Origin of the sequence: Sphingopyxis sp. OPL5, from assembly GCF_003797775.2 — a bacterium.
Taxonomy (GTDB): domain Bacteria; phylum Pseudomonadota; class Alphaproteobacteria; order Sphingomonadales; family Sphingomonadaceae; genus Sphingopyxis.
In genome coordinates, this window is sequence record NZ_CP060725.1 from 2,195,391 (window position 1) to 2,218,102 (window position 22,712).

At 64.7% G+C, this 22,712-nt stretch carries 25 protein-coding genes; 5 read left to right on the forward strand and 20 right to left on the reverse strand.

The genetic code is table 11. The features are described from left to right. Positions 1 to 7 precede the first annotated feature (7 nt). The 12 genes from rpsC to rpsL form a co-directional block, all read right to left on the reverse strand. Positions 8 to 715, reverse strand: coding sequence for a 30S ribosomal protein S3 (rpsC, locus tag EEB18_RS10495; RefSeq protein WP_056341838.1), 708 nt, complete (start codon positions 713 to 715; stop codon positions 8 to 10). 1 nt (position 716) lies between these two features. After that, on the reverse strand, positions 717 to 1,097 hold the full coding sequence (rplV, locus tag EEB18_RS10500; RefSeq protein ID WP_056341841.1) for a 50S ribosomal protein L22: 381 nt from the start codon (positions 1,095 to 1,097) through the stop codon (positions 717 to 719). After that, on the reverse strand, positions 1,097 to 1,372 hold the full coding sequence (gene rpsS / locus EEB18_RS10505) for a 30S ribosomal protein S19 (RefSeq protein ID WP_037556370.1): 276 nt from the start codon (positions 1,370 to 1,372) through the stop codon (positions 1,097 to 1,099). Before rpsS ends, rplV begins: the two co-directional genes overlap by 1 nt. A 3-nt stretch (positions 1,373 to 1,375) precedes the next feature. Then, positions 1,376 to 2,212, reverse strand: coding sequence for a 50S ribosomal protein L2 (gene rplB, locus EEB18_RS10510; RefSeq protein WP_056341845.1), 837 nt, complete (start codon positions 2,210 to 2,212; stop codon positions 1,376 to 1,378). Positions 2,213 to 2,233: 21 nt separating this feature from the next. Then, entirely contained in the window at positions 2,234 to 2,542 is a 309-nt protein-coding gene (locus EEB18_RS10515) for a 50S ribosomal protein L23 (protein WP_056341848.1), read from the reverse strand. Beyond that, positions 2,535 to 3,161 (reverse strand): 50S ribosomal protein L4, encoded by a 627-nt coding sequence (gene rplD, locus EEB18_RS10520; RefSeq protein WP_056341851.1) that lies wholly within the window; start codon positions 3,159 to 3,161, stop codon positions 2,535 to 2,537. The genes EEB18_RS10515 and rplD overlap by 8 nt, the downstream gene beginning before the upstream one ends. A 2-nt stretch (positions 3,162 to 3,163) precedes the next feature. Beyond that, a complete protein-coding gene (rplC, locus tag EEB18_RS10525) occupies positions 3,164 to 3,943 on the reverse strand; it encodes a 50S ribosomal protein L3 (protein ID WP_056341854.1) in 780 nt (259 codons plus the stop codon). Between the two features lie 302 nt (positions 3,944 to 4,245). After that, positions 4,246 to 4,557 (reverse strand): 30S ribosomal protein S10, encoded by a 312-nt coding sequence (gene rpsJ / locus EEB18_RS10530; protein ID WP_003042199.1) that lies wholly within the window; start codon positions 4,555 to 4,557, stop codon positions 4,246 to 4,248. 148 nt (positions 4,558 to 4,705) lie between these two features. Beyond that, positions 4,706 to 5,896, reverse strand: coding sequence for an elongation factor Tu (tuf, locus tag EEB18_RS10535; protein WP_056341856.1), 1,191 nt, complete (start codon positions 5,894 to 5,896; stop codon positions 4,706 to 4,708). Between the two features lie 118 nt (positions 5,897 to 6,014). Then, the gene (gene fusA, locus EEB18_RS10540; protein WP_056341859.1) at positions 6,015 to 8,108 is read right to left on the reverse strand and encodes an elongation factor G; all 2,094 of its coding nucleotides are present in this window, start codon (positions 8,106 to 8,108) and stop codon (positions 6,015 to 6,017) included. Between the two features lie 110 nt (positions 8,109 to 8,218). Beyond that, positions 8,219 to 8,689 (reverse strand): 30S ribosomal protein S7, encoded by a 471-nt coding sequence (gene rpsG, locus EEB18_RS10545; RefSeq protein WP_056341861.1) that lies wholly within the window; start codon positions 8,687 to 8,689, stop codon positions 8,219 to 8,221. Positions 8,690 to 8,761: 72 nt separating this feature from the next. After that, entirely contained in the window at positions 8,762 to 9,133 is a 372-nt protein-coding gene (rpsL, locus tag EEB18_RS10550) for a 30S ribosomal protein S12 (RefSeq protein ID WP_037515637.1), read from the reverse strand. 260 nt (positions 9,134 to 9,393) lie between these two features. Between rpsL and EEB18_RS10555 the strand changes: the two genes are divergently transcribed. Next, a complete protein-coding gene (locus EEB18_RS10555; RefSeq protein WP_262408203.1) occupies positions 9,394 to 9,939 on the forward strand; it encodes a DNA-deoxyinosine glycosylase in 546 nt (181 codons plus the stop codon). 52 nt (positions 9,940 to 9,991) lie between these two features. Here EEB18_RS10555 and EEB18_RS10560 read toward each other — a convergent pair whose 3' ends face one another. Both EEB18_RS10560 and EEB18_RS10565 read right to left on the reverse strand, forming a co-directional pair. Further along, positions 9,992 to 10,729 carry a hypothetical protein gene (locus EEB18_RS10560; protein WP_187139293.1) on the reverse strand — a complete coding sequence of 246 codons (738 nt, stop codon included), beginning with the start codon at positions 10,727 to 10,729 and terminating at the stop codon, positions 9,992 to 9,994. A gap of 54 nt (positions 10,730 to 10,783) precedes the next feature. After that, on the reverse strand, positions 10,784 to 12,079 hold the full coding sequence (locus EEB18_RS10565; protein ID WP_187139292.1) for a metal-dependent hydrolase family protein: 1,296 nt from the start codon (positions 12,077 to 12,079) through the stop codon (positions 10,784 to 10,786). A gap of 153 nt (positions 12,080 to 12,232) precedes the next feature. Here EEB18_RS10565 and EEB18_RS10570 point away from each other — a divergent pair, with 153 nt between their 5' ends. Together EEB18_RS10570 and dapD are read left to right on the forward strand one after the other, a co-directional pair. Next, entirely contained in the window at positions 12,233 to 12,910 is a 678-nt protein-coding gene (locus tag EEB18_RS10570; RefSeq protein WP_187139291.1) for a pyrimidine 5'-nucleotidase, read from the forward strand. Continuing rightward, entirely contained in the window at positions 12,907 to 13,749 is an 843-nt protein-coding gene (gene dapD, locus EEB18_RS10575) for a 2,3,4,5-tetrahydropyridine-2,6-dicarboxylate N-succinyltransferase (protein ID WP_187139290.1), read from the forward strand. The genes EEB18_RS10570 and dapD overlap by 4 nt, the downstream gene beginning before the upstream one ends. Here dapD and EEB18_RS10580 read toward each other — a convergent pair. Then, on the reverse strand, positions 13,727 to 15,757 hold the full coding sequence (locus EEB18_RS10580) for a DUF3857 domain-containing protein (RefSeq protein WP_262408204.1): 2,031 nt from the start codon (positions 15,755 to 15,757) through the stop codon (positions 13,727 to 13,729). The two genes, dapD and EEB18_RS10580, sit on opposite strands and share 23 nt — an antisense overlap. Positions 15,758 to 15,968: 211 nt before the next feature. On the opposite strand from EEB18_RS10580, the gene EEB18_RS10585 reads away from it, so the two are divergent. Then, on the forward strand, positions 15,969 to 18,062 hold the full coding sequence (locus tag EEB18_RS10585) for a TonB-dependent receptor (protein ID WP_187139289.1): 2,094 nt from the start codon (positions 15,969 to 15,971) through the stop codon (positions 18,060 to 18,062). Positions 18,063 to 18,162: 100 nt separating this feature from the next. Here EEB18_RS10585 and gpmA read toward each other — a convergent pair whose 3' ends face one another. Beyond that, complete coding sequence (gene gpmA, locus EEB18_RS10590) at positions 18,163 to 18,849, reverse strand: 2,3-diphosphoglycerate-dependent phosphoglycerate mutase (RefSeq protein WP_187139288.1); 687 nt, start codon at positions 18,847 to 18,849, stop codon at positions 18,163 to 18,165. Between the two features lie 185 nt (positions 18,850 to 19,034). On the opposite strand from gpmA, the gene EEB18_RS10595 reads away from it, so the two are divergent. Then, positions 19,035 to 19,490, forward strand: coding sequence for an Hsp20 family protein (locus EEB18_RS10595; protein ID WP_187139287.1), 456 nt, complete (start codon positions 19,035 to 19,037; stop codon positions 19,488 to 19,490). Between the two features lie 267 nt (positions 19,491 to 19,757). Here EEB18_RS10595 and EEB18_RS10600 read toward each other — a convergent pair whose 3' ends face one another. From EEB18_RS10600 to EEB18_RS10615, 4 genes are all read right to left on the reverse strand, one after another. Continuing rightward, entirely contained in the window at positions 19,758 to 20,231 is a 474-nt protein-coding gene (locus EEB18_RS10600) for a GNAT family N-acetyltransferase (RefSeq protein WP_187139286.1), read from the reverse strand. Further along, positions 20,231 to 21,352, reverse strand: coding sequence for a carboxypeptidase family protein (locus tag EEB18_RS10605; protein WP_187139285.1), 1,122 nt, complete (start codon positions 21,350 to 21,352; stop codon positions 20,231 to 20,233). The genes EEB18_RS10600 and EEB18_RS10605 overlap by 1 nt, the downstream gene beginning before the upstream one ends. Then, entirely contained in the window at positions 21,349 to 21,960 is a 612-nt protein-coding gene (locus EEB18_RS10610) for a DUF4136 domain-containing protein (protein ID WP_187139284.1), read from the reverse strand. Before EEB18_RS10610 ends, EEB18_RS10605 begins: the two co-directional genes overlap by 4 nt. Positions 21,961 to 22,029: 69 nt before the next feature. Next, on the reverse strand, positions 22,030 to 22,692 hold the full coding sequence (locus tag EEB18_RS10615; protein ID WP_056341892.1) for a cell wall hydrolase: 663 nt from the start codon (positions 22,690 to 22,692) through the stop codon (positions 22,030 to 22,032). Positions 22,693 to 22,712: the final 20 nt, after the last annotated feature.

Consider the following 22,712-nt stretch of genomic DNA (forward strand, 5'->3'; position numbering starts at 1 on the left):
GCAGTCCTTAGCGGCGATCATCGCGCGCCGGGCGCACGCCCGACGTCTGCGCGTCGAGCATCAACCGGTCGGTCGCCATCGGGTCATGACCCAGGATTTCGCCCTTGAAGATCCACACCTTGATCCCGCACACGCCATAGGCGGTGTGCGCGGTCGCTTCGGCATAATCGACGTTCGCGCGCAGCGTGTGCAGCGGCACCCGGCCTTCGCGGTACCATTCGGTGCGCGCGATTTCCGCGCCGCCCAGACGGCCGGCGCAGTTGATGCGGATGCCCTCTGCGCCGAGACGCATCGCCGACTGCACCGCGCGCTTCATCGCACGGCGGAACGCCACGCGGCGCTCGAGCTGGTCGGCAATGCCCTGGCCAACGAGCTTGGCGTCGACTTCGGGCTTGCGGATTTCGACGATGTTCAGCGACACGTCGCTGCCGGTCAGTTCGCCGAGCTGCTTGCGCAGCTTTTCGATGTCGGCGCCCTTCTTGCCGATGATGACGCCCGGACGAGCGGCATAGATCGACACGCGGCACAGCTTGGCGGGACGCTCGATCACCACCTTCGAAATCGCGGCCTGCGGCAGCGTCTTGAAGATGAAGTTGCGGATCTTCAGATCCTCAACGAGCATACGGCCATAGTCCTGCCCTTCGGCGAACCAGCGGCTGTCCCAGGTGCGGTTGACCTGCAGGCGCAGGCCGATCGGATTGCTCTTCTGGCCCATGTTACGCCTCTTCTTCCTGTTCGCGCACGACGATGCGGATGCGGCTGAACGGCTTGACGATCCGGGTCGACTTGCCGCGACCGCGTGCGTGCCAGCGCTTCATCGAGATCGACTTGCCGACGCTGGCTTCCTGGATGACCAGCGCATCGACGTCGAGGTTGTGGTTGTTTTCCGCGTTGGCGACGGCGCTGGCGAGAACCTTGCGCACGTCGACCGCCATCGCCTTCTTCGAGAAAGCGAGGACGTTCATCGCGTCTTCGACCTTGCGACCGCGGATCAGCGCAGCGACGAGGTTCAGCTTCTGCGCCGAGCCACGAATCTGCGTGCCGACCGACAGCGCCTCGTTATCCGCAACGCGGCGGGGGGATTTTGCCTTGCCCATTAGCGTTTGCCCTTCTTGTCGGCCGCGTGGCCGGGGAAGAAGCGCGTCGGCGCAAATTCACCCAGCTTCATGCCGACCATGTCTTCGTTGACCGACACCGGCACGAACTTGCGGCCGTTGTAGACGTTGAAGGTCAGCCCGACGAACTGCGGCAGGATGGTGGACCGACGCGACCAGGTCTTGATCGGGGCAGAGCTGCCACCGTCCTGGGCCGTTTCGGCTTTCTTGAGGAGATGAAGGTCGACAAACGGACCCTTCCAGACCGAGCGAGCCATGGCTTACCTCTTCTTCTTGGCGTGACGCGACCGGATGATCATCTTGTCGGTCGACTTGTTGTGACGGGTACGAGCACCCTTGGTCGGCTTGCCCCACGGGGTAACCGGATGGCGGCCGCCCGAGGTACGGCCTTCACCGCCGCCGTGCGGGTGATCGACCGGGTTCTTGGCCACGCCGCGGGTCAGCGGACGCTTGCCGAGCCAGCGACCACGGCCAGCCTTGCCGAGGTTGGTGTTCTGGTTGTCCGGGTTCGACACCGCGCCGACCGTGCCCATGCACTCGCCGCGGATGTAACGCTGCTCGCCCGAACCGAGACGCACGATGACAAGGCCGCGGTCACGACCGACGACCTGGGCATAGGTGCCGGCCGAACGGGCGATCTGGCCGCCCTTGCCCGGCTTCATCTCGATGTTGTGGACGATCGTGCCAACCGGCATCTGCGACAATTCCATCGCATTGCCAGGCTTCACGTCGGTCTTCTTGCCCGCGACGACGACATCGCCGACCGCGAGGCGCTGCGGCGCCAGGATATAGGTCTGCTCGCCGTCTTCGTACTTCACCAGCGCGATGAAGGCCGTACGGTTGGGGTCATATTCCAGACGCTCGACGGTAGCCGGCATGTCCCACTTGCGACGCTTGAAGTCGATGAAGCGGTACTTCTGCTTGTGGCCGCCCGCGATGCCGCGCGAGGTCACATGACCCTTGTTGTTGCGGCCGCCGGTCTTGTTCTTGCCTTCGGTCAGCGCCTTGACGGGCTTGCCCTTCCACAGCGACGATTTGTCGACGAGGATCAGGCCGCGCTGCGCGGGGCTGGTCGGATTATAGGATTTAAGTGCCATTGTTCTTGCCTCTTCCTACAATCAGACGCCGGTGGTGACGTCGATCGACTGGCCTTCGGCCAGGCGAACGATCGCCTTCTTCACGTCGCTGCGGGTGTAGGGCTTGCCCTTCCAGCGCTTGGTCTTGCCCTTGGTGATGAGCGTGTTCACGCCGATCACCTTGACATCGAACAGCGCCTCGACGGCGGCCTTGATGGCGGGCTTGGTCGCATCGTTCGCAACCTTGAACACCACCGCGTTATTCTCGCTGAGCAGGGTCGACTTCTCGGTGATCACCGGAGCGAGGATCACGTCATAGTGACGCGCGTCGACAGTTTTTGCCTTAGCCATGGAAACGGGCCTCCAGCTTTTCGACCGCCGCGCGGGTCAGGACCAGCGTGTCGGCACGGATGATGTCATAGACGTTGGCACCCGCCGCCGGCATCGAGTCGATGCCGATGAGGTTGGCCGACGCCATGGCGAAGCTTTCATGGACCGCATCGCCGTCGATGAAGAGTGCGCGGTTGCCGAGTTCGAACTTGCCGAGCTGGCCGGCGAGCGCCTTGGTCTTGGCATCCTTGAGCTCGAGCGTGTCGAGAACGACGATCTTGCCGCCCTTCGCCTTGTCGCTGAGCGCCATCTTGAGGCCAAGCGCGCGAATCTTCTTGTTCAGCGAGTGACCGAAGGTGCGGGCCCGGGGACCGTGCGCCTTGCCGCCGCCGATGAAGATCGGTGCCTTGCGATCGCCGTGACGGGCGGTACCGCCGCCCTTCTGGCGACCGAACTTCTTGCCGGTGCGGGCGACGTCGCTGCGTTCGCGGGCGGCGCGAGCCGGACCACGGCGCTTTTCGAGCTGCCACGAAACGACGCGGTGCAGGATGTCGGCGCGCGGATCGACGCCGAAGACGTCGTCGTTGAGGTCGATATCGGTGCCGGCCTTGCCGTCGATGGTCTGAACCTTGACCTTCATGATCAGGACTCCTGCGCGCCGTCGGTGGTCGCGGTGTCGGTGACGACGGTCTCTTCGACCGGCGTTTCGACCGGCGCGTCTGCCGGGGCTTCCTGGTTGCTGTTGGCCGCGCTCTTGATGCCCGCCGGATAGGGGGCCTCGGGGTGGCGCGGCAGCTTGACCGCATCGCGGACCATCAGCCAGCCGCCCTTCGAGCCAGGGACCGAGCCCTTGACGAAGAGAAGGCCGCGCTCGACGTCGGTGCGGACGATTTCGAGATTCTGCTGGGTGCGGTTGCGCGCGCCCATGTGGCCGGCCATCTTCTTGTTCTTGAAGACGCGGCCCGGATCCTGGCGGTTACCCGTCGAACCATGGGCACGGTGGCTGATCGACACGCCGTGCGTGGCGCGCATGCCTCCGAAACCCCAGCGCTTCATCGCACCGGCAAAACCTTTGCCCTGCGTGACGCCCTGGATGTCCACGATCTGGCCGGCGACGAAATGGTCGGCCGACAGTTCGGCACCGACATCGAGCGTCGCGTCGTCAGCGACGCGGAATTCGACGACCTTCGCCTTGGGTTCGACTTCGGCCTTGCCGAAAGCGCCGCGCTGGGGCTTGGCGACGTTCTTCGCCTTCGCCGAGCCGGCACCGAGTTGGACGGCAACATAGCCGTCGCGTTCTTGTTCGCGCACGGAGATAACCTGACAGCCTTCGAGGCTCAGGACGGTGACGGGCACGTGGCGGCCGTCGTCCTGAAACAGGCGGGTCATCCCCATTTTTTTCGCGATCACGCCAGTCCGCATGATCAATACTCCTCAACAGAGGCCGGGCGGACCATTCCGCACGGCTTGCGGGAAGCCATCAAGCCAAGCCCGACGACTACCCTCCCAGCCCATAATTTCGATGCATCGCCCCGTCCGGGCTGAGGTGCCGCCATCCCGAAGGACCTGCGGCGAGACGGGGGACGCAGCCCGGACCCTGATGCTTCCAGGGGAAGCGGTCCGGCGGTATCCACCCTATCGTCGGTCCGGATCGCTCCGGACGATGCAGGCAGCGAACCGCCTGCCGATAGAGACCCCGGTCTTCACCGGGGCTTCGCTGGCCTTTAGGCCAGCTTGATTTCGACGTTCACGCCCGCGGCGAGGTCGAGCTTCATCAGCGCATCGACCGTCTGCGGGGTCGGCTGCACGATGTCGAGCAGCCGCTTGTGGGTACGGACCTCGAACTGCTCGCGCGACTTTTTGTCGACATGCGGACCGCGGTTCACGGTGAACTTTTCGATGCGCGTCGGCAGCGGGATCGGGCCGCGAATAAGCGCTCCGGTACGACGCGCCGTGTCGGCGATGTCGGTGGTGGCCTGATCGAGCACGCGGTGATCAAAGGCCTTGAGGCGAATGCGAATATTCTGCGTTTCCATGACTATTCCAGTCGAATCCCGTCTGACGATGCGAAAGAGCCGAAATGGCCTGCTCCGGCTCCCGCAGGGAAGCCGGATCGGCCATCTAAATTCCTAGTGCTACGAGCCGCGCGAATCGCTTCCGAATCGCGCGGCTCGCGGCCCTATATTACTTTGTGATGGTCGCGACAACCCCTGCGCCGACCGTGCGGCCACCTTCGCGAATCGCGAAGCGCAGACCCGGGTCCATGGCGATCGGGGCGATCAGCTTGACGGCGAGCTGGACGTTGTCGCCGGGCATGACCATCTCGGTGCCCTCGGGGAGGATGACCTCGCCGGTGACGTCCGTGGTGCGGAAGTAGAACTGCGGACGATAGTTCGCAAAGAACGGCGTGTGACGGCCGCCCTCGTCCTTCGACAGGACATAGACTTCCGAGGTGAACTCGGTGTGCGGCTTGATCGTGCCGGGCTTGCAGAGAACCTGGCCACGCTCGACTTCTTCACGGCCGACGCCACGGATCAGCGCACCGACGTTGTCGCCAGCCTGGCCCTGGTCGAGCAGCTTGCGGAACATTTCGACGCCGGTCACGACGGTCTTCTTGGTGTCCTTGATGCCGACGATTTCGACTTCTTCACCGACCTTGACGATGCCGGTTTCGATACGGCCGGTGACGACGGTACCGCGACCCGAGATCGAGAACACGTCTTCGATCGGCATCAGGAAGGGCTTGTCGAGCGGACGCTCCGGCTGCGGGATCCATGCATCGACGGCTTCCATCAGCTTCAGGATCGCGTCCTTGCCGATGGCGTCGTCGCGACCTTCGAGGGCGGCGAGCGCCGAACCCGGGATGATCGGAATATTGTCGCCGTCGAAGTCGCGCTTCGAAAGCTCTTCGCGGATTTCGAGTTCGACGAGCTCGAGCAGCTCGGGATCGTCCAGCTGGTCGACCTTGTTAAGGAAGACGACCATGGTGGGAACGCCAACCTGCTTCGCGAGCAGGATGTGCTCCTTGGTCTGCGGCATCGGGCCGTCAGCGGCCGACACGACGAGGATCGCGCCGTCCATCTGGGCAGCACCGGTGATCATGTTCTTCACATAGTCGGCGTGGCCCGGGCAATCGACGTGCGCATAGTGGCGGGCGCCGGTTTCATATTCGACGTGGGCGGTCGAGATGGTGATGCCGCGTTCGCGCTCTTCGGGCGCCTTGTCGATGTTCGCGAAGTCGACGGCGACGCCGCCCGACGTTTCGGCGAGCACCTTCGTGATCGCCGCGGTCAGCGAGGTCTTGCCATGGTCGACGTGACCGATGGTGCCGATGTTGCAGTGCGGCTTCGTCCGCTCAAATTTAGCCTTGGCCATGATTTAAGAACCTTCTTGTTCGATAGTTGAATTGATCAGTCTTGGACGAGCCTGCTGAATCAGGCGCCGCCCTTAGAGGGCTTTGCCGCGCGGCGCAAGTCCGCGCGGCTTAGACCCGTCAGGCCATCTTGGCCTTCACCTCTTCGGCGACGTTGGTCGGCACTTCCTCATAATGCGAGAATTGCATCGAGTAGCTGGCGCGTCCCTGGCTGAAGCTGCGCAGCTGATTGACGTAGCCGAACATGTTCGCGAGCGGAACAATCGCCTCGACGACCTGGGCGATGCCCCGGCTGTCGGTGCCCTGGATCTGGCCGCGGCGGCTGTTGAGATCGCCGATCACGTCACCCATGAACTCTTCCGGGGTAACAACCTCGACCTTCATCACCGGTTCGAGCAGCTTGATGCCGGCCTTTGCCGCCACTTCGCGCATCGCCGCACGGCCCGCGATTTCGAACGCCAGCGCCGACGAGTCGACGTCGTGATACGCGCCGTCCGTGAGCTTGATTTCGAAGTCGATGATCGGGAAGCCGATCATGTGACCATTGTCGGCCGATTCGCGCATGCCCTTTTCGACCGACGGGATATATTCGCGCGGAATATTGCCGCCCTTGATCTCGTCGATGAAGGTGATGCCCGAACCGCGTTCGCCGGGGGCGACGCTGACCTTGACGCGGCCGAACTGGCCCGAACCACCCGACTGCTTCTTGTGGGTGTAGTCGACGTCGACCGGCTTCGCGAGCGATTCGCGGTACGCCACCTGCGGCGCGCCGACATTCGCTTCGACCTTGAACTCGCGCTTCATGCGATCGACGAGGATGTCGAGGTGAAGCTCGCCCATGCCCTTGATGATCGTCTGACCCGATTCATGGTCGGTCGAGACGCGGAACGAGGGATCCTCGGCGGCCAAGCGGTTGAGCGCGATGCCCATACGTTCCTGGTCGGCCTTGGTCTTCGGTTCCACCGACAGCTCGATGACCGGCTCGGGGAATTCCATCCGCTCAAGGATGATCGGCGCGCCGGTGGCGCAGAGCGTATCCCCGGTGGTGGTTTCCTTGAGGCCGGCGAGCGCGACGATGTCACCCGCATAGGCTTCTTCGATGTCTTCGCGGCTGTTCGCATGCATCAGCAGCATACGACCGACCTTTTCCTTCTTGTCCTTCACCGAGTTCAGGTACGTGCCCTTGTTCAGGGTCCCCGAATAGATGCGGGCGAAGGTGAGCGAGCCGACGAACGGATCGTTCATGATCTTGAAGGCGAGCAGCGACAGCGGCGCGTCATCGGCGGCCGGACGCGAATCGGGCGTCGTGCCGTCGAGCTTAAGCCCCTGAACGTCGGGAATGTCGAGCGGCGAAGGCAGATAGTCGACGACTGCGTCGAGCAGCGTCTGGACACCCTTGTTCTTGAACGCGGAGCCGCAGAGGACAGGAACGAACGCCTGCGCCAGCGTGCCCTTGCGGATCAGCGCCTTGAGCTGCGCGACCTCGGGGAGTGTGCCTTCGAGATAGGCTTCCATCGCGTCGTCGTCCTGTTCGACGGCGAGCTCGATCAGCTTTTCGCGATATTCGGCGGCCTTGTCGGCGAGGTCGGCGGGGATTTCCTCATAGAAGAATTCGGCGCCGAGGCTTTCGTCCTTCCAGATGATCGCCCGCTCGTTGACCAGGTCGACGAGACCCTTGAAGTCGCCTTCGGCGCCGATGGGCAGATAGAGGACAGCCGGGGTCGCACCGAGGCGATCGATGATCGTCTGGACGCAATAATAGAAATCGGCGCCGGTGCGGTCGAGCTTGTTGACGAAGCACATGCGCGGGACTTTGTACTTGTCAGCCTGACGCCACACGGTTTCCGACTGCGGCTCGACGCCGGCAACGCCGTCGAACGCGGTGATCGCGCCGTCGAGCACGCGCAACGAACGTTCGACTTCGATGGTGAAGTCGACGTGGCCGGGGGTGTCGATGATGTTCAGGCGATGCTCGGGGCCCTGACCTTCGTCGGCTTTCCAGAGGCAGGTGGTCGCAGCCGACGTGATCGTGATGCCGCGTTCCTGTTCCTGCTCCATCCAGTCCATCGTCGCGGCGCCGTCATGGACTTCGCCGATCTTGTAGGACTTGCCGGTGTAGTAAAGAATACGCTCGGTCGTCGTGGTCTTGCCGGCGTCGATGTGCGCCATGATACCAAAATTGCGATAATTTTCGAGCGGATGGCTGCGGGCCATGGTCTTGTCCTTGAATTTGGGGGGAGGCCGCGAGGGCCACCCCCGATATAGGAAGGATTGTTACGAATGCGAGACGCCCGGCCACGAGGGCGGTGGCATCCCGCGTTCGATTACCAGCGGTAGTGGCTGAAAGCGCGGTTGGCTTCGGCCATGCGGTGCGTGTCTTCGCGCTTCTTCACCGCGTTGCCGCGGTTGTTCGAGGCGTCGAGCAGCTCACCCGACAGGCGCGCGGCCATCGTCGTTTCGCTGCGGTTGCGCGCGGCGGTGATCAGCCAGCGGATCGCGAGCGCCTGCGCACGGTCCGGACGGACTTCGACCGGAACCTGATAGGTCGCACCGCCGACGCGGCGGCTGCGGACTTCGATGTTCGGACGGATATTCGCCAGCGCTTCGTGGAACACGCCGATCGGTTCCTTCTTGGCACGGGCTTCGACCGATTCGAGGGCGCCATAGACGATGCCTTCGGCGGTGGACTTCTTCCCGTCCAGCATGACGCTGTTCATGAATTTCGACAGCACCACATCACCGAAACGGGGATCGGGCAGGATTTCGCGGCGTTCAGGACGACGACGACGAGCCATAGGTAATTCCTTTGTACAACAGCATCCCGGCGCCAAGCGCAGCGGGATGATCAAAAGCCGAAAAAGCGGTCCTTACTTCGGACGCTTCGCACCGTATTTCGAACGGCTCTGCTTGCGGTCCTTCACACCCTGCGTATCGAGCACGCCGCGCAGGACGTGGTAACGCACACCGGGAAGATCGCGGACACGACCGCCGCGGATCAGCACAACGCTGTGTTCCTGGAGGTTGTGGCCTTCGCCGGGGATGTAAGTGATGACTTCGCGCTGGTTGGTCAGGCGGACCTTGGCAACCTTACGGAGCGCCGAGTTCGGCTTTTTCGGGGTGGTCGTATAGACTCGGGTGCAAACGCCGCGCTTCTGCGGGTTTGCGTCCATCGCCGGGACCTTGGACTTCACCTTCTGGGGAGTCCGGCCCTTGCGGACCAGCTGGTTGATCGTGGGCATGAATGCTTCACCTTTAAATGTCCGCCCATCAAAGCGAACGGTTACTGTACTGCGGTGGATGAAACATCGACCGGACCCCACGGAAAACCGCGGAAAACGGGCGACCTTGTAACAGCAAAAGACCCCGGCGGATCACAAGGATCTTCCGGAGGCTCCATCCGCGCCAGCAATGTTCAAGCGCTGTTGTAACCGGAAGTGGCGGTTAAGCGCCGCTTTCGATCGACGCGGCCCCTAGCGGCGATTCCCCTGAGGGTCAAGGGGTGAGCAAGATTGTTGCGCCGGGCGGGGCGGGCTATCGGGTGGCGATGCCGCCCGTCCGCCACGCCAGCTTCGCCGCGCATGTCGCGCCCGACACCCGCCTGCTGATCCTCGGCAGCCTGCCCGGCGCCCGCTCGCTCGCCGAACGGCGCTATTATGCGCATCCGACGAACCAGTTCTGGCGCCTCGTGGGCGAGGTGATCGACCGGCCGCTGGCGACGATGGGTTATGACGCGCGACTCGCGGCGCTGCGTGAAGCGCGTGTCGGCCTGTGGGACGTGATCCGCACAGCCGAACGGCGGTCGAGCAGCGACAGCGAGATTCGCGGGGTCGAAGCGCAGGATCTGGCGGCGCTGGTCGCAACGCTGCCCGAATTGCGGACGGTCGCGTTCAACGGCGGCAAGGCAGCGGCGATCGGGCGGCGGCAGTTGCCGGTGCTGGACGCTGTGGCGGTGATCGATCTGCCGTCGAGCAGCGCAGCGAATACGACTCGCTATGCGGTGAAGCTGGAGCGATGGCTGCCGTTGAAAGCCGCGATCACCGGCTGAAGCCTAGCCCTTACAAGCGAAACGAAGCCAGCCTGGAACGGTCCACGCCGCATCATAGCCCGCGCGCCGCCGCCTCGGAGACGGCTGCCGCGCGTTCGGCGGCGGCGGCAACGCCATCGGCGTCATCTTCGGCATGGGCCTGTCGTTCACGCTCGAGAAGTTCGGCCAATTCGTCGGCTCGGTCGGGATCCTCCGCCATCGCCCGTGCATCGGCGCGGACCCGCTCTTCCTCGCGGATCGCATCATATTCGGACCGGATATGCCGATCAAGCACCGCAGCAACCAGAAGGTCGCGGACCAGACTAACAAATCTCGTCCCGCGTTCGGGCTCGACCACCGCGCCGCCGTCGCCTCCCGCGATGGAATAATCGACGTCGGTCCGGAAGGTCGTGCCCTTCAGGTCGACGCCTTCCGCTTTGGCAAGAGCCTGGATGTCGCCCTTGCCCAGCATCGCAGCGACATTGTCCGCTTTGGTCAGGACATCCTCCGGCACGGTGATCGACAGCCGCCCCGCACAGCGCCGCCCCGCGTCGGGACCCTTTTCGATCACCCGCGCATTCGCGACACTCAATTCAAAACGATCGGCGACGGATCGAAAAGCCGACAGCGTCGCGCCCGACCCGCGCATGCGGTGATCGGCCATTTGCTGCGCGCCGGTGATCGCTTTTTCGGTGATGCCCTTGGTAAGCGCCGCGATCACCGCATCGCCCTGGCATGCCGCATCGGGGTTTTCCGCACAGGCGGCGAGCGAAAGAAGGGCCAGCGCCGCCACGCTCCGGGTAAAATGCATCGACCTGCCTTCGCTGTTGGACAAGGCCCGATCTAAACACCCCACCCGTTAAGATCATTCTACCACCGTCCCCCGCGCCATCACGAAATCGACCTTTTTGAGCACCCGCACATCGGCGATCGGGTCGCTGGCGACCGCGATGATGTCGGCGCTCTTGCCCGGCGCGATGGTGCCGATCTGGTCGGAGAGGCCGAGCAGGTCGGCGGCATTGACCGTCGCGGCTTTGAGCGCCTCGACAGGCGTCATGCCGTGCTGGACCATCAGTTCGAATTCGTCGCCGTTGCGGCCGTGCTTCGAGACGCCGGCGTCGGTGCCGAAGGCGATGCGCACGCCGCGCGGGACAAGCTGTTCGAGGCTCTTGCCGGTGATCGAAATGCGCCATTGGATCTTCGCCAGCACGTCGGGCTCATAGGCCGCGGCATTGGCGGCGATGCGTTCCTTGTACCCGTTCACGGTCGACAATGTCGGGACATAATAGGTCTTCGATTTTGCCCACAGCGCGATCGTCGCCTCGTCGAGGATTGTGCCATGTTCGATCGAATCGGCGCCGGCGACGAGCGCGAGGCGGATGCCGTCGGCGCCATGCGCGTGGACCGCGACCTTTTTCCCGAACATATGTGCCGTATCGACGATCGCCTGCGCCTCGTCGTCGAACATCTGCTTGCCGAGGCCGGCGCCGATGCGGCTATTGACCCCGCCGGTCGAGGCGAATTTGATCGCGTCGGCACCGCGCCCGACCTGATGACGCACCGCGCGGCGGCAATCGTCGGCGCCATTGCAGGTGTTGCCCGCGCCCGCGAAAAAGGGCTTGAGCTCGTCGCGATAACCGAGCGAACCGTCCATATGCCCGGCGCTGCCCGAGATCGCGTTGCCGGCATCGACGATGCGCGGCCCCTGCACCTTGCCCGCGGCGATCGCATCCCTGAGAGCGAGCGTCGCGCCGTCGCCGTCGCCGAGGTTGCGCACCGTGGTGAAGCCCGCGCGCAGTGTCTTCATGCCGTTGACCTCGGCATTGAAGGCCTGCGCGGCGGGGCTGAGGGTGATTTCTTCCAGCTGCCCGGCGAGACCGCCGGCGTCGCTGGTGAGATGGACATGGCTGTCGATCAGCCCGGGGAGGACATATTTGTCGCTGAGGTCGATCAGGGTCGCGCCAGCGTCGGCGGGCTGGTGGCCGTCGGCGATCGAGACGATCCGGCCGTTCTCGATGATGATCGTCGCGGCTCTCTTCGCGGGCTTGCCCGGTTCGGCGATCAGATGGCCGGCGTGGATGACCGTGCGGGCGGTCTGCGCGGCGGCGGGCGCGGCGAGCGCCGTGCCGAGCAGCAGGAGCGGGAGGAAGGTCTTGTTCATGCAGCGTCCCCTGTCGTCTGATGATGTCGTCACCGCGGGCCTGACCCGGGGTTCTGCCGGTTTGAAGGCCAAGCGGGACCTTGGGTCAAGCCCGGGGTGACGAAGGGGGAGGGTGGCTTGCCCGCGACGCGCCCGATCGTTAAGCGCCGCCACATGACCGATCGCCTCGCCGATATCGATACGTGGCTCTTCGATCTCGACAACACGCTCTACCCGCCGTCGGCACAGCTGTTCGACCTGATCGACGCGCGCATGGGCGCGTTCATCATGCGGCTGCTGGACGTCGACGCCATCGAGGCGCGGCGGGTGCAGAAGCAATATTTTCACGACCATGGCACGACGATGGCCGGGCTGATGCGCCATCATGGCGTTCATCCCGAGGATTTCCTGGTCGACGTCCATGCTATCGCGCTCGACCGCATCGCGCCGGACGCGCGGCTGCGCGCGGGACTCGAGCGGCTGCCCGGACGACGGCTGATCTTCACCAACGCCGATGCCGATTATGCAGCGCGGGTGCTGGCGGCGCGCGGCATCGCCGACCTGTTCGACGGCGTCTGCGACATTCGCGCCACGCGCTACACGCCCAAGCCCGATCCGGCCGCCTATCGGATGATGGTCGACCATCTGGGCATCGACCCCAAACGCAGCCTGTTCGTCGAGGATATGGCGCGCAACCTGACCCCGGCGAAGGCGCTGGGGATGACCACCGTGTGGCTGGACAATGGCAGCGAAAGCGGCCATCGCGACCACCTGCCGGACCAGGTCGATTTCCATGTGAACGACATTTCGGACTGGCTCGACACTTTGCCGACACCCTGGGGGATTTCATGACGACCGACCTGCAATCGACCATCGAAGCCGCCTGGGATGCGCGCGACACTTTGGGCCTGACGACGCAGGGCGCGGTGCGCGAGGCGGTCGAGACCGCGCTCGCCGGGCTCGACGACGGCCGCTATCGCGTCGCGACACGCGACGCGGGCGGCACCTGGCAGGTGAACCAGTGGCTGAAGAAGGCGGTGCTGCTGTCCTTCCGCCTCAACGACATGGAGGTCATCGAGGGCGGCGCCGGCGGCGCGACCTGGTGGGACAAGGTGCCGTCGAAATTCGCCGGCTGGGGCGAGAACCGTTTTCGCGATGCGGGCTTCCGCGCCGTCCCCGGCTCGATCGTCCGCCGCGGCGCCTTCATCAGCAAGGGCGCGGTGCTGATGCCGAGCTTCGTCAATATCGGCGCCTATGTCGGCGAGGGATCGATGGTCGACGCCTGGGCGACGGTCGGCAGCTGCGCGCAGATCGGCGCCAACGTCCATCTGTCGGGCGGCGCGGGGATCGGCGGCGTGCTCGAACCGCTGCAAGCCGGACCGGTGATCATCGAGGACGGCGCCTTCATCGGTGCGCGTGCCGAGGTTGCCGAGGGCGTGATCGTGCGCGAAGGCGCGGTGCTGTCGATGGGCGTCTACCTCGGCGCCTCGACCAAGATCATCGACCGCGCGACGGGCGAAATCTTCATCGGCGAAGTCCCCGCTTACTCGGTGGTCGTGCCGGGGTCGCTGCCCGGCAAGCCGCTGCCCGACGGCACGCCGGGGCCGTCGCTCTATTGCGCGGTGATCGTCAAGCGCGTCGATGCCAAGACGCGCGCCAAGACCGGGATCAACGAGCTGCTGCGCGACTGATCGCCGCGGGCGACAGGCAGGGGACCCGATCGGCGGTCCAGTCGATATCATAGGTCGCCGGAACGACCTTGCGGTCCGGATTCGGACTGGCGCCGCCATTGGGGCTGTAGAAGATCCACGCCATGCTGTTGTCGAAGGCGGCGATACGGCCATTGTCCTGCCGCGCGCTGGCAGCGTCGATTTCGGGGCTGTCGACGCGCCGCCCGCGGACCATACGGACCGATCCGTCGCGAACATCGAACGCGCGATAATAGTTCATGCCGAAGATGTGCGTGTCGAAACCCGACTTGTGCGTCCAGTGTGCCGGATCGGTGCCCGACGGCAGCCGGACCGTCGTCACCCGGCAATCGAATTCGGGCTTGGCATAATATGGCAGCCCCTGGTCCTGGTCGGGCGGCCGGACGCGCTTCGCGGGCGGGTTGAAGCCGCCGCCGGGCAGCGAGTAGCTTCGCCCGAAACGCGAATCCTTGTCCCAGTCGACATCCCAGCTGCCGCGAATGGTCAGAATGCTGGCGCCGGCCTTTTGATCGTAGCGCCATTTCACCTCGTCGACCGACTGCCAAGTGCTGCCGACAATCTGCTGGCGCATCCCGGCCAGCAACTGGTCGGACGTGACGCTGGATAATTGGGCCTGCTGCTGCAAACCCGCAATGCCGCGTGTGATCGTGGTGTTGGTCACCTGCGCCGGCACGTCGAAACCCGCGCGCGCATCGATTTCATAGAGGGTGATCTCGTCGGGCGTCGCAGCGGGTTTCCAGCCGCGCTGCTCGATCGCGCTCCCCTTCGCGCTGAGCGGCAGGACCCAGCGATAGGCGATGACGGGATCGGTCGTCGGAACGGCGACGGGCGGCAGTGTGCCGTCGAGCCAATAGGTGGTCCCGTCGATCCGCGCGCGAACCAGGATATGGTCGAACAAGGCCGGATTGGCGAGCCGCGCATCGAGGCCGTCGTCGGCGCCCTGGTTGTTCACGAGCACCGGCTCGGCCTCGATCCCCAGTTCGGCGAGCAGCCCCAGCAGCAGCGCGGTCTTTCCCTTGCAGTCGCCATAGCGCCGCTGCCAGCTTTCCTCGGCGCTGGCCGGGGTCAGGTTTCCGGCGCCGAGGCCTACATAGATATAGCGCACGTCCTGCTGGACGAGCTTGAGCGCCGCAGCGGCGCGATCGAGCGGCCGCGTATGCGCCGCAGCGATCCGGCGCGCCTCGGCCTTGAGCGGCGAGCCATCGGGGATCTGCGCTGCCTTGGCGAACAGCGGGGCGAAGTGCCGCGACACGGCCGACCAGTCGGCAAAATCGCTATATTCGACGACGCGTTGCCATTGGAAACGCGGCGGTGCGTCCTTCGCCGCCGTCTTGATCGCGGGGTTGTCGAACGGGAAATCGATGCCGCTGGCGCCGGCGCGCGCGGCCGCAGTCATCTCCGGCGTCATCCGGATGCGCGGCTTGAACCCTTCGTCCCAGCTGAGCCCGAGCCGGGTGCGGCCGGGCGGCGGACTGTCGACGATGAACAGCAGGCCCGAATCATTTTTCGCCAGTGTCGGGTCGTCCGCGCGCGTCGTCAGGCCGACTTCGATTTCATCGCCGACGCGCAGGTCCGGTATGCGCAGCACCGCGGTCAGCACGCCGTCGAGTTGCGCGGCTTCGAGCTGGTCCTCGCGGCGCAGGATCTCGAACGACGCCTTTTCGAGGACGTCAATCGTCTCGGCGCCGCGGTGCAGCTTGATCATATGGACGACCGGCGGACCCGACACAGGCTTCCAACTGATGGAGATATTGCCGAGTTGCAGCGCGTTGGAGTGCAGGATACGCGTTCGATAGCCGATATATTGCGCCTGTCCCCGCGCATCGAGATGCACCAAGACATCCTGGCGTCGCACGAAGAGCATGCCGCTGGCGTCCTCGGGGACCGGCAATAATTCGGATGGAACGACCCAGCCCGGCACCGGGCCGCGTTCAACCTGATCATTCGTGGCATTCGCCGGCACCTGCGCAAGCGCAGCCACCAGCAGCATCGACCCAAAAATCCGCACCCTCACCCCCGCAATTTGCTGACATCATGTCGCAAATTTCGCCGGACGCAAGACGGCATAGCGAGCCCGCGCTCCCGTGTCGCTCGTCGAACGGCACGGGGTGTTGGTAGACATTGTAACGAAACTTCATTATTGCGAACTATTCGCACAAGGGACGGGCTGCACTTCGATCGCGGCGCGATTGGGGGGAGTCATGTCGGCCTTTGTTTTCCGGACGTCGTTCGCGGCGATCTTGCTGTCGTCGGCGCCGCCGCTGTGGGCACAGGAGCCGACCGGCGACGCGCCCGCTGCGATCCCCGCACCGGTGGGCGGCGCCGAGCGCTACACCCCCGCCGACTTCACCCGCTTTGCCCCGCGCACCGCGCTCGACATGGTCGAAAAGGTGCCCGGCTTCCTGATCGTCACCGGCACCAATGGCGGCGATCGCGGGCTGGGGCAGGCGACCGAAAATGTGCTGATCAATGGCGAGCGCATCGCGAGCAAGACCACCGATGCGCGCACCGCGCTGTCGCGGATCACCGCGACGCAAGTCGCCTATATCGACATCGTCGACGGCGCGAGCCTCAACGTCCCGGGGCTGACCGGACAGGTCGCCAATGTCGTGCTGGTCGCGGGCGCGGGTGCGAGCGACGGGCTCAAGACGACGATCCGCTGGCAACCCGAATGGCGCCCGCGGATCGAGGATAATTGGCTGAACGGCGAGATTTCGACCACCGGCAAATTGGACGGCACGCAGGTAACGCTCAGCCTGAAGAATGAAGCCAATCGGTCGGGCCATTGGGGGCCCGAACGGCGCTTCGACGGCAATGGCAATCTGCTCTTCATCCGCGACGAGTTCGGCGCCTATGACGGCGACCGGCCGCGGCTTTCAGCAGCGCTCGCGCGCACGACCGCCAATGGCAACAAGTGGAATGTCAACCTCGGCGGGCAGCTGCAGAATCTGCGCGAACATGTCAGCGGCACATCGGTCCAGCCCGCCTTCGGCCGGGTGAGCGAAGATTTCCGCTTCACCGAGGACGAATATAATTTCGACATCGGTGGCGATTACGAGTTGGGGCTGGGCAAAGGCCGGCTCAAGCTGATCTCGCTCTATCGCTTCGAGCATAGCCCCTTCGTCGACAGCTTCATCGTCGACCGCGAGGTCGGCGGACGGTCGGGTGAGCGCTTCAGCCAGACCGCCGACGAGAGCGAATCGATCCTGCGCGGCGAATATAGCTGGCGCACTGCGGGCGGCACCGACTGGCAGATCGCGCTGGAGGGCGCCTATAACACCCTCGACGTCGATGCCGAATTTGCGAAGTTGCAGCCCGACGGCAGCTTTCTGCCGGTCGCCTTTGGCGGCGAGCGGACCAAGGTCGAGGAAAAGCGCAGCGAAGCCTCGCTCACCTGGGGCCGCGCGCTCGCGCCGAACCTGACCGCCCAGCTGAACCTTGCCGCCGAATATAGCGAACTGACCTCATCAGGGCCCGGCGGGCTGACGCGCAGCTTCATCCGGCCGAAGGGCAAGTTCGCGCTGGCGTGGAAGGTGGGGCCGAAGACCACCATCAACTGGTTCGTCCAGCGCCGCGTCGACCAGCTCAACTTCTTCGACTTCGCCAGCTCGGTCGACGTCGCGAACGGGCAGGGCAACGGCGGCAACGGCCAGCTTGTCCCGCCGATCGTCAACCGCAGCGAGCTGGAATTCGTGCAGGACATGGGACGCTGGGGCCATGCGTCGGTCGCCTTCGCCTATGGCTATGCCCAGGATCTGGTCGACCAGATCCCGTTGTCGCCGACCACCGAAGGCCGGGGCAATCTGCCGGGGGCGCATCTCTATCGCGTCACGACCAAGGGCACGCTGCTGCTCGACCCGCTGGGGTGGAAGGGCGCGCGGATCAACGCCGATGTGACCTGGCGCCGCAACCGGGTGCGCGATCCGCTGACCGACCAGTGGCGCGACCAGAGCTTCGGGCAGGACTATGTCGCCGATCTCAGCCTGCGCCACGACATTCCCGGCAGCAATATCGCGTGGGGCGGAGGCTATTTCGACGAGCGCTTCAGCCCCGGATTGCGGCTCGACGCGATCGAGAAGGAATATACGGTGGGACCGTTCGTCACAGCCTTTGTCGAACACAAGAATATCGCGGGCTTCACGGTGAAGCTGTCGTACCGCAACCTCGCCGGGATGAAGGACGGGTTCGACCGTAGCGTGTTCGTCGACAGGCGCGATGGGCCGATCGCGTTCAGCGAAAGTCGCCAGCGCAAGTTCGGGCAATATTTCCAGCTGACGGTGACCGGGACGCTTTAACCGAGTCCCACCCCGTCATTGCGAGCGAAGCGAAGCAATCCAGAGCGGTTTACGCCTACTCTGGACTGCCCCGCTTCGCTCCTCGCAATGACGAGGTCGATTATTTCTCGCTCAGATAATAGCGTTCGCGCGCGGTCAGGTCGTCGTTCAGTTCGTAAACGATCGGCTGGCCGGTCGGGATTTCGAGGCCGGTGATGTCGGCGTCCGAAATGCCCGACAGATGCTTGACCAGCGCGCGCAGGCTGTTGCCGTGCGCGGAGATCAACACCGTCTTGCCGGCAGCGAGCTGGGGTTCGATTTCGGCCTGATAGTAGGGCAGGACGCGCGCGATCGTGTCCTTCAAGCTCTCGGTCGAGGGGATCGCGATGCCGGCATAACGCGGATCGCTCGCGAGGTCGTAGGGCGAGCCGGCGTCAAGCGGCGGCGGCGGGATGTCGAAGCTGCGGCGCCAGATCTTGACCTGTTCGTCGCCATGCTTCGCCGCGGTCTCGGCCTTGTCGAGCCCGGTGAGGCCGCCATAATGGCGCTCGTTGAGACGCCAGTCCTTGGTCACCGGCAGCCACAAGCGCCCCATCGCCTCGAGCGCGAGGTTGAGCGTCTTGATCGCACGCGACTGCACCGAGGTGAAGGAAAGGTCGGGGGCGATGCCCTTTTCCTTCATCAGCTCGCCCGCGGCCCATGCCTCGGCGGCACCCTTTTCGGTGACATCGACGTCCCACCAGCCGGTGAAGCGATTTTCGAGGTTCCACTGCGACTGGCCGTGGCGGATGAGGATGAGCTGCGGCATGGATGGTCCTTCTAACGACGATTCGCCGCCCCCTTAGCGTGGCTTTCGGACGAAGGCCAACGCCCCTCTTGAAATGGTTTCGCCCGCCACCAGATTCGGATCATCCGGTCGCCAGGAAGGGACCGGGTGGCGATCGCGGCACGCGCCGCGGTCCCTGACTTCGCTTATCAAAGGAAGAAAGACCCATGCGCAACAGCTTCGACTGGACCCCCTATCGCCGTTCGACCGTCGGTTTCGACCGCCTGTTCGAATTTCTGGAAACGAGCGGTTCGGGCGCCGAAAATTATCCGCCGTTCGACATCGAGAAAGTTGCCGACGATCATTTCCGCATCACGGTTGCGGTCGCGGGTTTCAAGTCGGGCGAGATCGATATCACCGCCCAGCAGAATATGCTGACCGTCAGCGGCCGCAAGGCGACGCCGGGTGAAGGCGACGGCCGTCAGCTGCTGTACAGCGGCATCGCGACGCGCGCCTTCGAACGCCGCTTCCAGCTCGCCGATTTCGTGCGGGTGAGCGAGGCCGACCTCGCCGACGGCTTGCTGACCATCGACCTGGTCCGCGAAGTGCCCGAGGCGATGAAGCCGCACAAGATCGCCATCGGCGGCAGCACGCCGGTGATCGAGGACAAGAAGGCCGCGTAACGCGCCCGATTGTCCAAACCCCTCGGGGTTATGAGCGGGGCCCGGAGTCCCTTCCGGACCCCGTTTTCATTTGGGCATTGACCTCGCCGGGTTGTGGTGTGGCGCAAGTGTCGCGTTTTTTGTTTCGCGCAAAGAAGCAAAGAGGTCGTGCCTGCTGCGAAGCGGCCTTTTCCCGCAACGCAGCGCCAAACGCATCGCCCAAGAAGAAAAGGGTCTATCGGCTCGGAGCGTCTTCTTCGTGTCTTTGCGTCTTTGCGCAAACCCCATTCAAAGCGATCGTGTCATGAAACGACTGAACGGGTCGGGCCTGTAATCGGCGAAGGGTTCGCAGTCTTCGAAGCCGTAGCGCCGATAGAGCGCGAGCGCGGGTTCGAAGGCTGAGCTTGAGCCGGTTTCGAGGCTGAGCCTTTCGGCCCCGCGCCCGCGCGCTTCGGCGATGATATGGTCGAGCATAAGCGCCGCGACGCCCTGCCTGAGGAAAGCGTCGTGGGTGCGCATCGACTTGACCTCGCCATGCCGGCCATCAAGCATCTTCAGCGCGCCGCATCCGGCAAGATCGTCGCCATGATGGATCGACCAGAAGGTCACATCGCCCGCACGCAGGCCATCGAAATCGAGAAAGTGGCAGCTGCCCGCCGGCGAATTCGCCAGCATGCCCGCGAAATGTTGTTCGAGCAGCGCGCGGATGGGGGCGCCCGACAGATCGTCCTCGACGATATGCCAGCCGCCCCCGTCGGGCATCACAGCATCTGGTCCAGCGTCGACAGGCACGCGTGCGCGAGCAGCTTCGAGCGTTCGGGCGACCATCCCTGCACCGGGTCGGGCAGGTCGCGATTGTCCTTGAACGGCATTTCGAGCGTCATCGACACCGCGCCATAACGCTCGGCGAGCTGCGTCGTCGACATGCTGAGGTTCGCCTTGCCCGGCGCCGATTCGACATAGCCGAGGTCGACCTGAAAATCGGGCGTCGCAGCGGCAAGCGCGGCCTGGAACGCCTTATATTTGTCCTGCTGCTCGGGCTTAAGCGACGGGATGCCTTCGAAGCCCGCGAAGAAGACCGCCGGGATCGCTTCGTCACCATGGACATCCATTGCCCAGTCGACGCCGGTCTCATCCATCGCATTGCGGACGCAGAGCACTTCGGGACTGCGTTCGGCGGTCGGTTCGTGCCATTCGCGGTTGAGATTCACGCCGGCGAAATTGGTACGCAAATGGCCGCGGCGCGACCCGTCGGGATTCATGTTGGGCACGATGTGAAAGCGACATTTGGCAAGCAGCGAGCGCGCGTGCGGATCGGCGGGATCGGTGAGCTTTTCGAGCGCGCCTTCGATCCACCATTCGGCCATGCTCTCGCCCGGATGTTGACGCGCATAGAGCCAGACCTGCGTGTCGCCAGTGCCCATTTCGAGGCAATCGATCGGCTGGCCTTCGAGGCTGTGGCCGAGGCGGCGATAGGTCACGCCATCGCATTCGGCCGCCCAGGCGATCAGGTCGTGGTGCCGCTCCATCGAATAGGGTGCGAAATAGGCGACCCACAGGATCGGGCTTTCGGCGGTGTGGCGGACGATCAGCGACCCGCCGTTGGCGGCCGCGTCATAATCGGTGTCGAGCCGGAACCAATGCTCACGGTCGGTGCTGGCGCACACCGCATAATCGGGCCAGCCGTCGGGATAGGCCGAGTTCGCCAAACCCGTGATGCTGAGTTCCAGCGCATCGCCGACGGCGCAACCGACGCGGAAATGGAACCACTGGAAGAAATCGGATTCGCGGTCCTTGCGGATCGAGAGCCGGGCGGTGGTGCCGGCGAGCGACTCCACGACGATATTGCCGCTGTCGAAAGCGGCGTCGATGCTGATGGTCATGGGACGCTGATAGTGCGTCCCGATTCGCCGGGGAAGTCCTTGAATAAGGCATCGGCCAATTTTGCCGCGGCGAGCGACGGCTGCGCGGCGGGCGCCTTGGCCGGGACGGCGGCGATCGCGCGGCCTTCCCACAAGGCGTTACCCGAAGCGGCATCGTCGATGCGCACCGACAGTTGCAGATCATAGATGCGGCGCGGTCCGCCGCCGAAGCTGAAACCGACGCCAAGCCCGACCCCCGAGCGATAGCCGCCCGTCGAACCGCCGACGCCGACCGACACCGGCGAATTGCCGCCGCCGCTCACCCGTTCGCTGCGATCGAAACCGATACGCACGAGCAAGGGCGCGCTGTCGCCCGAACCCGCGGCGACAAGGCCCTGCCGCTGCAATTGCTGGTCGACTGCCGTGCGGTAGCTGTTCCACTCGATCGACGGCATGCCCGCAGCAGGGCCGTCGACAGGCGCGGTCGCGATGGCGTAGCGGGTGCCGGGTGCCCAGCCGGGAACCGCGTTGTGAAAACGCGTGACTTCGACCGGCGGAACAACAGTTGCGCAACCGCCGAGAGCCAGCGCCGCTGCACCGAGCAGGGCGGCATTAAGATGAAGCTTCATGCACCCACCATGCGCCAGCGAATCTGGCTTGGCAATGAACGGGATGCGCGGGCGCACCCCGTGCCATCGTCAGCGATAGAAGATGTGATTGTCGATCTGCGCGATGCGCGTCTTGCGCCAGCCGGGCGAGACGTGGCGGGCGTGGAAGAAGAGCGCGCCGGGCGCCTGGTTCTTCCAGCTGCCGTCGCGGGCGATCTGTGCGATCGCGACCGCGTTCGACCACAGGGTCGACGATTCGCGGATCGCCGGCATCTTGCCGCCGCGAACGAAGCTGAACTGGCTCGGCTGGTGGACGACGCCGCACAGGCTGGTCGGGAAGCGGCCCGACTGCGCACGGTTGATCACGACATGCGCGACCGCAAGCTGGCCGACGAGCGATTCGCCGCGCGATTCAAAATAGACCGCGCCGGCCAGGCAGCGCAGTTCGGGATCGAGCGTCGCCGGACGCGACGTCGTGGCGACGAGCGCGGCCAGCGATTCGGCAGTCACCGGAGCCGGGATCGGTTCGACGGCGGGCCGGTCTTCGATGGTATCGGGGGTATCGACCGTCGTGTCGGTCGGCAGATCCGCCTTCTGGAGCAGTTCGGGCACATCGGCGCCGGGCAGGCTCAACACGGGCAGGCTGGCATCAAAAGCCAGATTCTTGGCGAAACCGGGTTCCGCAACGAACAGCATGGTGGCGACGGTCATGCCGACGGCGGCCACGCTGGCGACGTTCAAAATGCGACTCATAAAATCCGTCAAAAGGGCGG

Bases quoted from the DNA above. Each gene is read 5' to 3' on its own strand.
- EEB18_RS10570 (WP_187139291.1), top strand. From the start codon at position 12,233: ATGACCGATCGCCTCGCCGATATCGATACGTGGCTCTTCGATCTCGAC.
- EEB18_RS10600 (WP_187139286.1), bottom strand. From the start codon at position 20,231: ATGCCCGACGGGGGCGGCTGGCATATCGTCGAGGACGATCTGTCGGGC.
- EEB18_RS10595 (WP_187139287.1), top strand. From the start codon at position 19,035: ATGCGCAACAGCTTCGACTGGACCCCCTATCGCCGTTCGACCGTCGGT.
- rpsG (WP_056341861.1), bottom strand. From the start codon at position 8,689: ATGGCTCGTCGTCGTCGTCCTGAACGCCGCGAAATCCTGCCCGATCCC.
- fusA (WP_056341859.1), bottom strand. From the start codon at position 8,108: ATGGCCCGCAGCCATCCGCTCGAAAATTATCGCAATTTTGGTATCATG.
- EEB18_RS10580 (WP_262408204.1), bottom strand. From the start codon at position 15,757: ATGCTGCTGGTGGCTGCGCTTGCGCAGGTGCCGGCGAATGCCACGAAT.
- gpmA (WP_187139288.1), bottom strand. From the start codon at position 18,849: ATGCCGCAGCTCATCCTCATCCGCCACGGCCAGTCGCAGTGGAACCTC.
- rplC (WP_056341854.1), bottom strand. From the start codon at position 3,943: ATGCGGACTGGCGTGATCGCGAAAAAAATGGGGATGACCCGCCTGTTT.
- rpsS (WP_037556370.1), bottom strand. From the start codon at position 1,372: ATGGCTCGCTCGGTCTGGAAGGGTCCGTTTGTCGACCTTCATCTCCTC.
- EEB18_RS10515 (WP_056341848.1), bottom strand. From the start codon at position 2,542: ATGGCTAAGGCAAAAACTGTCGACGCGCGTCACTATGACGTGATCCTC.
- rplD (WP_056341851.1), bottom strand. From the start codon at position 3,161: ATGAAGGTCAAGGTTCAGACCATCGACGGCAAGGCCGGCACCGATATC.
- EEB18_RS10615 (WP_056341892.1), bottom strand. From the start codon at position 22,692: ATGAGTCGCATTTTGAACGTCGCCAGCGTGGCCGCCGTCGGCATGACC.
- tuf (WP_056341856.1), bottom strand. From the start codon at position 5,896: ATGGCCAAGGCTAAATTTGAGCGGACGAAGCCGCACTGCAACATCGGC.
- dapD (WP_187139290.1), top strand. From the start codon at position 12,907: ATGACGACCGACCTGCAATCGACCATCGAAGCCGCCTGGGATGCGCGC.
- rplB (WP_056341845.1), bottom strand. From the start codon at position 2,212: ATGGCACTTAAATCCTATAATCCGACCAGCCCCGCGCAGCGCGGCCTG.
- EEB18_RS10605 (WP_187139285.1), bottom strand. From the start codon at position 21,352: ATGACCATCAGCATCGACGCCGCTTTCGACAGCGGCAATATCGTCGTG.
- rplV (WP_056341841.1), bottom strand. From the start codon at position 1,097: ATGGGCAAGGCAAAATCCCCCCGCCGCGTTGCGGATAACGAGGCGCTG.
- rpsC (WP_056341838.1), bottom strand. From the start codon at position 715: ATGGGCCAGAAGAGCAATCCGATCGGCCTGCGCCTGCAGGTCAACCGC.
- EEB18_RS10585 (WP_187139289.1), top strand. From the start codon at position 15,969: ATGTCGGCCTTTGTTTTCCGGACGTCGTTCGCGGCGATCTTGCTGTCG.
- rpsJ (WP_003042199.1), bottom strand. From the start codon at position 4,557: ATGGAAACGCAGAATATTCGCATTCGCCTCAAGGCCTTTGATCACCGC.
- rpsL (WP_037515637.1), bottom strand. From the start codon at position 9,133: ATGCCCACGATCAACCAGCTGGTCCGCAAGGGCCGGACTCCCCAGAAG.
- EEB18_RS10610 (WP_187139284.1), bottom strand. From the start codon at position 21,960: ATGAAGCTTCATCTTAATGCCGCCCTGCTCGGTGCAGCGGCGCTGGCT.
- EEB18_RS10560 (WP_187139293.1), bottom strand. From the start codon at position 10,729: ATGCATTTTACCCGGAGCGTGGCGGCGCTGGCCCTTCTTTCGCTCGCC.
- EEB18_RS10565 (WP_187139292.1), bottom strand. From the start codon at position 12,079: ATGAACAAGACCTTCCTCCCGCTCCTGCTGCTCGGCACGGCGCTCGCC.